The organism is Aeromonas sp. R7-1 (assembly GCF_040908115.1).
GTDB classification, from domain to species: domain Bacteria; phylum Pseudomonadota; class Gammaproteobacteria; order Enterobacterales; family Aeromonadaceae; genus Aeromonas; species Aeromonas caviae.
In genome coordinates this window covers 1-7,730 of record NZ_JBFODD010000034.1, presented here as the reverse complement: position 1 = coordinate 7,730, position 7,730 = coordinate 1, and the positions used below count along the sequence as shown (strand labels likewise).

Annotated in this window: 7 protein-coding genes; 4 read left to right on the top strand and 3 right to left on the bottom strand. The window is 62.8% G+C overall.

Features of this window, described 5'->3' with window-relative positions; genetic code table 11:
• Together AB5Y51_RS07770 and AB5Y51_RS07765 are read right to left on the bottom strand one after the other, a co-directional pair.
• Positions 1-916, bottom strand: a 916-nt coding sequence (locus AB5Y51_RS07770; RefSeq protein ID WP_368178246.1) for an efflux RND transporter permease subunit, incomplete at its 3' end; no start/stop codon positions are given.
• Between the two features lie 14 nt (positions 917-930).
• Entirely contained in the window at positions 931-2,088 is a 1,158-nt protein-coding gene (locus AB5Y51_RS07765; RefSeq protein WP_368178245.1) for an efflux RND transporter periplasmic adaptor subunit, read from the bottom strand.
• Positions 2,089-2,243: 155 nt separating this feature from the next.
• Between AB5Y51_RS07765 and AB5Y51_RS07760 the strand changes: the two genes are divergently transcribed.
• The gene (locus tag AB5Y51_RS07760; RefSeq protein ID WP_323889135.1) at positions 2,244-2,972 is read left to right on the top strand and encodes a response regulator; all 729 of its coding nucleotides are present in this window, start codon (positions 2,244-2,246) and stop codon (positions 2,970-2,972) included.
• Positions 2,969-4,048 (top strand): ATP-binding protein, encoded by a 1,080-nt coding sequence (locus AB5Y51_RS07755; protein WP_368178244.1) that lies wholly within the window; start codon positions 2,969-2,971, stop codon positions 4,046-4,048. Before AB5Y51_RS07760 ends, AB5Y51_RS07755 begins: the two co-directional genes overlap by 4 nt.
• A gap of 145 nt (positions 4,049-4,193) precedes the next feature.
• Here the strand turns inward: AB5Y51_RS07755 and AB5Y51_RS07750 are convergent, their stop codons facing one another.
• Positions 4,194-5,684 carry a SulP family inorganic anion transporter gene (locus AB5Y51_RS07750; RefSeq protein ID WP_041211261.1) on the bottom strand — a complete coding sequence of 497 codons (1,491 nt, stop codon included), beginning with the start codon at positions 5,682-5,684 and terminating at the stop codon, positions 4,194-4,196.
• Positions 5,685-6,258: 574 nt separating this feature from the next.
• Here AB5Y51_RS07750 and AB5Y51_RS07745 point away from each other — a divergent pair.
• Together AB5Y51_RS07745 and hcp1 are read left to right on the top strand one after the other, a co-directional pair.
• Positions 6,259-7,023: a LuxR family transcriptional regulator gene (locus tag AB5Y51_RS07745; RefSeq protein ID WP_041214665.1), complete on the top strand. Its 765-nt coding sequence runs from the start codon at positions 6,259-6,261 to the stop codon at positions 7,021-7,023.
• 231 nt (positions 7,024-7,254) lie between these two features.
• Positions 7,255-7,730: type VI secretion system effector Hcp1 (gene hcp1 / locus AB5Y51_RS07740; RefSeq protein ID WP_368178243.1), on the top strand; the 476-nt coding region annotated here is incomplete at its 3' end.

The following is a 7,730-nucleotide window of genomic DNA, read 5'->3' as shown; positions in this document are numbered from 1 at the left end:
CCGCATCGGCGGTGCGCACGGCGTTGGCGCCGGGGGAGAGCTGGATGGCGGCGCTGGTGGCAGCCACCCCGTTCTCGCGGTTGGAAAAGGCGTAGGATTGCGCCCCCAGCTCGACCCGGGCCACGTCACCCAGCACCAGCTTGGCGCCATCGCCACCGGCCCGCAGCACGATGGCGGCGAACGCCTCGGGAGTGGTCAGTTGCCCCTCTACCGTGAGGGGAACCGTCAGTCGCTGGCCAGGCAGGGCGGGTTCGTCGCCGAGGCGCCCCGGTGCAATCTGCACGTTCTGCTGCTCGATGGCCTGCGCCACCTCGCTGATGGTCAACCCGTAGGCGGCGAGCTTGCCCGGATCCACCCAGATGCGCATGGCCTGCTCGGCGCCGAACAGCTGCACTCGCCCCACGCCGTCGATGCGGCGCAGCTCCTGCACGATATTGCGCGCCATGTAGTCGTTCAGCGCGACCTCATCGAAGCGGCCATCCGGTGAAGTCATGCCGACCATCATCAGAAAGCCGGACGAGGCGGACTCCACCTGCAGGCCGGTTTGCCGCACCGCCTGTGGCAAGCGAGGCTCGACCGCCTTGATGCGGTTTTGCACGTCCATCTGGGCCAGCTCCGGATCGGTGCCCGGCTTGAAGGTGGCGGTGATCTGCGCGCTGCCGGAGGCATCTACCGACGACTCGAAGTAGAGCAGGTTCTTCACCCCAGACAGCTCGCGCTCGATCAGGCTCACCACCGCATCGTTCAGGGTCTGCGGCGTGGCGCCCGGATAGGTGGCATAGAGGGTCACCGACACCGGCGCCACCGAGGGATAGCGGGAGATGGGCAGCTTGGGGATGGCGATGACCCCCGCCAGCACGATGAAGAGGGCGATCACCCAGGCAAACACCGGGCGATGAATGAAAAACTGCGGCATGAAATGTCTCCGATTCAACGGTTACCGGCGTCAGCCTGCTGGCTGAGGGCGGGGGATTGCCAGGGATGGGCAATGACTTGCGTCCCCGGGGTCAGGCGGTCGATCCCCTCGATCACCACCCGCTGTCCGGCGTTGAGCCCGGACGCGATGCGGTACTGGCTATTCACCAGTTCAGCGGTGTTGACCGGAACCAGTTGTGCCTGCCCCTGGCCATCCACCACCCACACGCTGGTCTGGCCCGATGTGCGCACCACCGCCTGCTGAGGCACGCTCAGGGCGTTGGCATAGTGGGCACGGGGAATGCGCGCCTGTACGTAGAGGCCGGGCAAGAGCCGCCGCTCCGGGTTGTCCACCAGTACCCGCAGCAGTACGTCACCGGTCCCGGCATCCACCTCGATGCCGGAGAAGAGGATGTGCCCCTGCATGCCGAGCGGCTTGCCGTCGCTGCCGAGGATGTCCACCGTCAGTTCCGGTGCCGTCGAGCCAGCCTGCTGGCGCAGGGTGTCGAGCACAGAGGCCGGTTGACGCACATCGACGTAGACCTGATCGATCTGCTGGATCCTGGCCATGGGGGTGGCGTCGGTGGGGGACACCAGGGCCCCTTCACTCACCAGCGCCTGATCGATGCGCCCGGCGATGGGGGCCTCCACGCTGGCAAATTGCAGGTTCAGCTGGTGCCGGGCCAGGGTCGCCCTGGCCTGAGCCACGTCGGCGGCCGCCTGATCACGCTGGGAGACAGCATCGTCATAGGTCTGGCGGCTGATGGCCTCGGTGCGCAGCAGCGGCACCAGACGGTCAATCTGGATACGGGCGCGGGCCAGCACGGCCTCCGCGCGCTGCAATGCGGCGGCGGCGCTGTCGACATCTGCCTTGAAGGGGGCCGGATTTATCTGGAACAGCACGGTGCCTGCGCCGATTTCGGCGCCCTGCTCGAACAGGCGGCGCTGCACGATGCCGCTGATCTGGGCCCGAATCTCGGCGCTGCGCAGCGCGGCTACCCGGGCGGGCAGATCCTCGCTGATGACCAGGTCCTGTTCTGCCAGCGTCATCACCGACACCTGAGGAAGGGTCGGCGCATCTTGCGCTTGCGACGCCCCATCGCAACCTGCCAATCCGAATACGGCAATGACGGCGAGCAGGGTGCCCGCATACCGCTGTTTGACAAACATCATACTCACCTCGTTAAACCGTCTCCCGGGCATGGTGCTGCCGCGAGAGCACATCGAACGGGCATTATGGAGAGGGGCTATTGCGAATGATTCGAGGCTTTGTGGAGAATCCATGGAGGCGGTGATAAAGTTCAAGCCCACCATTTTCGAGTCCGACCATGTCGTATCTTCCTGCTTCCGCCAACCCGGCGGCCCAGTCACTGGTACTGATTGCAGAGGATGAAGCCGAGATAGCCGACATCCTCGCCGCTTACCTGCAACGCCACGGATTGCGCACCCTGCATGCCGCCGATGGCCGCGAAGCCCTGGCCATGCACCAGACATGCAAACCCGATCTCCTGTTGCTGGATGTGCAGATGCCGCAGCTCGACGGCTGGCAGGTGCTCAGCGAGATCCGGGCCCGTGGCGACACGCCGGTGATCATGCTGACCGCCCTGGATCAGGACCTCGACAAGCTGATGGGGCTGCGCATGGGGGCGGATGACTATGTGGTCAAACCCTTCAACCCGGCCGAAGTGGTGGCCCGGGTACAGGCGGTGCTCAGACGCAGCCAGGCATCAAAACAGGCCACGGCCCGGGTGCTGCGGGTCGGCCCCTTCCAGATCGATCTGGAGAGCCACGAGGCCAGCATTTGCCGCGATGAGAGGCAACAGATGCTGGATCTGACCCTGACCGAGTTCAAGTTGCTCGCCTCCCTGATGCGGGCACCCAAGCGGGTGTTCAGCCGCGCCGAACTGCTGACCCACTGCCTGCCGGAGGGGGATACCCAGGAGCGCACGGTGGACAGCCACATCAGCAAGCTGCGCAAGAAGCTGGAGGCACAGGGCATCCAGGGGGTGCCCGCCAGTGTCTGGGGCGTCGGCTATCGCTTCGGGGGCGATGCATGACATCGGCACCCGGCCTGCGCAGGCAGATCATTCGCTCTCTGGGGCTGATGGCGCTCGGCATCATCTGCCTCGCGGTGATCGGCACCTATGTGTTCTACGCCATTGCCGTGACCTATGTGCCTGGCAGCATTTCCGAGAGCTGGATGCCCTCCAGGGTCGAGATGACCTGGATCGGCTCGACCATTCTCATTGCATTGGGGATGGCGCTGTACGTGGCGGTGCGCCTCTCTCGGCGCATCCTGACCCCGCTCAATTCGGTGGCGAACAGCCTGCGCGAGGTGGCAGAGGGCAAACTCGATGCGCGCGTGCCGCTGGATGAACAGGCGATCGGGGAGACGGCGCAACTGGTGCGGGACTTCAACACCATGGCCGAGCGACTGCAAAGCATGACCCGCGAGCGGGAGTTCTGGAATGCCGCCATCGCCCACGAATTGCGCACCCCGGTGACCATATTGCGTGGCCGCTTGCAGGGGCTGGCCGAAGGGGTATTTCCGCCAGAGCGTGCGCTCTTTGAAGGTTTGTTGCGCCAGGTGGAGGGATTGACCCACCTGATCGAAGACTTGCGGGTACTCAGCCTCAACGACAGCGGCCACCTGGAGTTGCAACGAACAGAGGTCAGGCTGGCCGACGAGCTTGCAGTGGTGCTCGAGGCGTTTGCCACCCCTCTGGCTGCGAGCGGTTTCACCCTCAAACGGGAGCTCGATGCCGAACTCTGTGTCTGTTGCGATGCACTTCGCATCCGTCAGGCCCTGATGGCGCTGCTGGAAAATGCCCAGAAGCACGCGGTACCGGGCATGCTGACCGTGCGCCTGCATCGTTCGGGCACCCAGAGCATCCTGAGCGTGGAAGACGAAGGGCCTGGCATCAGCGAGGAGGTCGCCGCCCATATCTTCGAGGCGTTTCGCCGGGGGGATCCGTCACGCTCACGCAAGAGTGGCGGCAGCGGGCTCGGGCTGGCCGTGGTCAAGGCGATTGCCGAGGCCCACGGCGGCAGTGCTGTTTGCCAACCCGGCGGGCGGGGCGGCACCCTGTTCCTGCTTTCATGGCCCCTCTTGCACCCTGACGGCAGGTCATGACCCCGCGTTGCCGCATCGGCTCGGGATGGGCGCGCCGAGGCGCGTGTGTTGACTGTGATCCAACAGCCCAAAAAAAGCCCATCTCATGGTGAGAGACGGGCTTTTTTTATGGCTTGCAGGCAGCGCCCTCATGGGGGCGCCGGGATCAATGCTCGGCCAGCAGGGGCTCTCCCTCCTGGCGTTTGTCGTGGATGGCAAAGCGATCGACCAGGGTGGCACTGGCGTCGTTCAGGCCGATGACCGCCACCTCTTTCCCCTCGCGGCGGAACTTGATGACCACCTTGTCGAGGGCCGTGATGGCGGTGATGTCCCAGAAGTGGGCGTGCGTCAGGTCGATGACCACCTTCTCCACTTCCTCCCTGAAATCGAAACTGGCCAGGAACTGCTCGGCGCTGGCAAAGAAGACCTGGCCCCGCACCAGATAGGTACGCACGGCGCCGCTGCGCTCGCTGTTGCTCTTGACCAGCATGACGCGGGCAACCTTGTGGGCGAAGAAGAGAGAGGCGAGCAGCACCCCCACGAAGACCCCGAGTGCCAGGTTGTGGGTCGCGACCACCACGGCGACGGTGGTCACCATCACGAGGTTGGTGGAGAGGGGGTGGCTCTTCAGGTTGCGTACCGACTCCCAGGAAAACGTGCCGATGGAGACCATGATCATCACGGCCACCAGGGCTGCCATGGGGATCTGACGGATCCACTCATCCATGAAGACCACCATCAGGATGAGCAGGGTCCCCGCCACGAAGGTGGAGAGGCGGCCGCGGCCACCGGATTTGATGTTGATGACGGACTGGCCAATCATGGCGCACCCCGCCATGCCTCCCAGCAGACCGGCGCCTATGTTGGCGATCCCCTGACCCTTGCACTCGCGGTTGCGATCGCTTGGGGTGTCGGTCATCTCGTCGACGATGGCTGCCGTCATCATGGACTCGAGCAGTCCCACCACCGCCAGCCCCGCTGAATAGGGGAAGATGATGGCCAGGGTCTCCAGATTGAGGGGCACGTCGGGCCAGAGGAAGACCGGCAGGGTATCGGGCAGCTCGCCCATGTCGCCCACGGTACGAATGTCGATGCCCAGGGTGATGGCCACCGCCGTCAGGATGACGATGCACAGCAGGGGGGAGGGGAGCAGTTTGCCCACCACGGGAACGAGCGGGAACAGATAGATGATGCCAAGCCCGGCCGCGGTCATGGCGTAGACCTGCCAGGTGACGTTGGTGAGCTCGGGCAGCTGGGCCATGAAGATAAGGATGGCCAGGGCGTTGACGAAGCCGGTCACCACGGAGCGGGAGACGAATCGCATCAGGCTGCCGAGCCTGAGGTAGCCCGCCGCTATCTGGAAGAGGCCGGTGAGCAGGGTGGCCGCCAGCAGATACTGCAGGCCATGTTCCTTGACCAGGGTCACCATCAGGAGCGCCATGGCGCCGGTGGCGGCGGAAATCATGCCGGGACGACCGCCGACGAAGGCGATGACCACGGCGATGCAGAAGGAGGCATAGAGGCCGACCTTGGGGTCGACGCCCGCAATGATGGAGAAGGCGATGGCCTCCGGGATCAGCGCCAGGGCGACGACGATGCCCGACAGCAGATCGCCCCGTATGTTGGAGAACCACTCTTGTCTTGCACGTTCCAGCATGGGGATTTTCTCGCTCGTTGAGGATCCATGGCCACAGGCCCGCAAATCAGGGGAAATGGCGGGGATCACAGAGTTGCATTGGCTGTTGGTGGCCGGGTAAACCGGCCGGTCGGCATAACCGGAGTCAGGCGGCAGAGGCCGCACAGGGCAGGGTCAGGGCGGCGTGACGGCCACCCCAGAGCACATAACAGGCATAAGGGGCGCATGTTAACAGCCGGTGCCAGGCCGGGGAAGCCCGTAAAGGGCCAGAAACGGGGGACGGGACACAAAACGATTGGCCTGTCAGTGACCAAGGTCTCATCTGGAAAGTTTATTATCCCTTCCCCGCCGAGTGCTGTTATATGATTGCGATGTTTTTTGCAAAAACTCGTGATTTTAATGCAGTTAAGTTCTGGTTATTGGTATTTCGCTCTGCGTCATGCCCTCCATCCCGCAGAGAGCGAGCCCCAAGGCTCGTGGCGGGCCCTGAGATCAGGGTTTCACGGGTTCCGTTTCTATTTGTTGGCACGTGATTCAGCTCCCATTGGGTTTCATGAAAAACAATGCTGACACCATTTGAAAACAATTCGACAACATGGATACAAGCTACGCGTTAGATCTCATCTCCCGGTTCGAACAGGCCGACGATGAGCACACCATAGTGGCGTTGCTGCGCCAGTTGACGACACAGGCGGGATTTGACTACTTCAGATTGGCCCTGATGTCTCCCAGCACCATACAGCGACCGGATGTCACCATCTTCAATGGTTGTCCTCAGGAGTGGGTTGACGCCTATACCCAGGCCAACTTCTTTGCCATCGATCCCGTCGTCCAGCGCGGGATGGAGCAGAGCACCCCCATCCTGTGGGCGGATCTCATGGTGCAGGGGGTCTGTGACGATGAGCGCCTTGCGGTGATGACGCTCGCGCAGCAGGCGGGATTGCGCGACGGCATTACGTTTCCCTGGCACGGGGCCAACGGTCATGTGGGCCTGCTCTCCCTGATCACCAGCACACCTCGCACCAGAGCGCAGTGGCTTTCCGCGGTGCCTTTTCTCAGCTGGTTATCCATGCATATCTTCGAGGCGGTGGTGAGGGTCTGCCTGGTAGGGGAGTCCTCTCATGATGCCCTGAGCCTGCGCGAGCTGGAGGTATGCCGCTGGGCGGCGGAAGGGAAGCAGACGAGCGACATCGCGCAGATCCTGGGGATCACCCCGCGCACGGTGACCTTTCATCTGAACAATGTGGTCACCAAGCTGGGGGCCAGCAGCAAGTGCCAGGCGATCTCCTGGGCGTTGAAACAGGGGGTGGTGAGGTTGAATGTAGAGCTGGCCGCTGTCGCCAATGTGGACGAACAGTAGTGTTCCCGTCGGATTGGCGCAAAAAATTGCGCGCATACCAGAATATTGAACTGCCAGTGCAATGACTGATGGTCAAACGTGTTGAAAAGTACAACTTATTGCGCCGAGCGTACTGCCTTGTGGGGGATTTTTTTATAACTGATTGAAATGTAATGGGTAAAAAGAGTGGCATGGACGCTGCTAACGGATTCGGGCGAGTGTCATAACCGTTCAACCATCAGGAGCAATTCCATGCCAACCCCATGTTATATCAGCATCGAAGGTAAAACCCAGGGCAACATCACCGCCGGTGCCTTCACCTCCGATTCCGTCGGCAACATCTTCGTGCAGGGCCACGAAGACGAGATGCTGGTACAAGAGTTCCAGCACGTCGTCACCGTGCCGACCGATCCGCAATCCGGTCAGCCGGCAGGTCAGCGTGTCCACAAGCCGTTCAAGTTCACCGTTGCCCTGAACAAGGCCGTGCCGCTGATGTACAACTCCCTGGCCTCCGGCGAGATGCTGCCGAAAGTGACCCTGAAGTGGTACCGCACCTCCGTCGAGGGCAAGCAGGAGCACTTCTTCAGCACTGTGCTGACCGATGCCACCATCGTTGACATCGACTGCCAGATGCCCCACTGCCAGGATCCGGCGAAGTCCGACTTCACCCAGCTGATCCAGGTCTCCATGGCCTACCGCAAGATCGACTGGGAGCACACCGTTGCCGG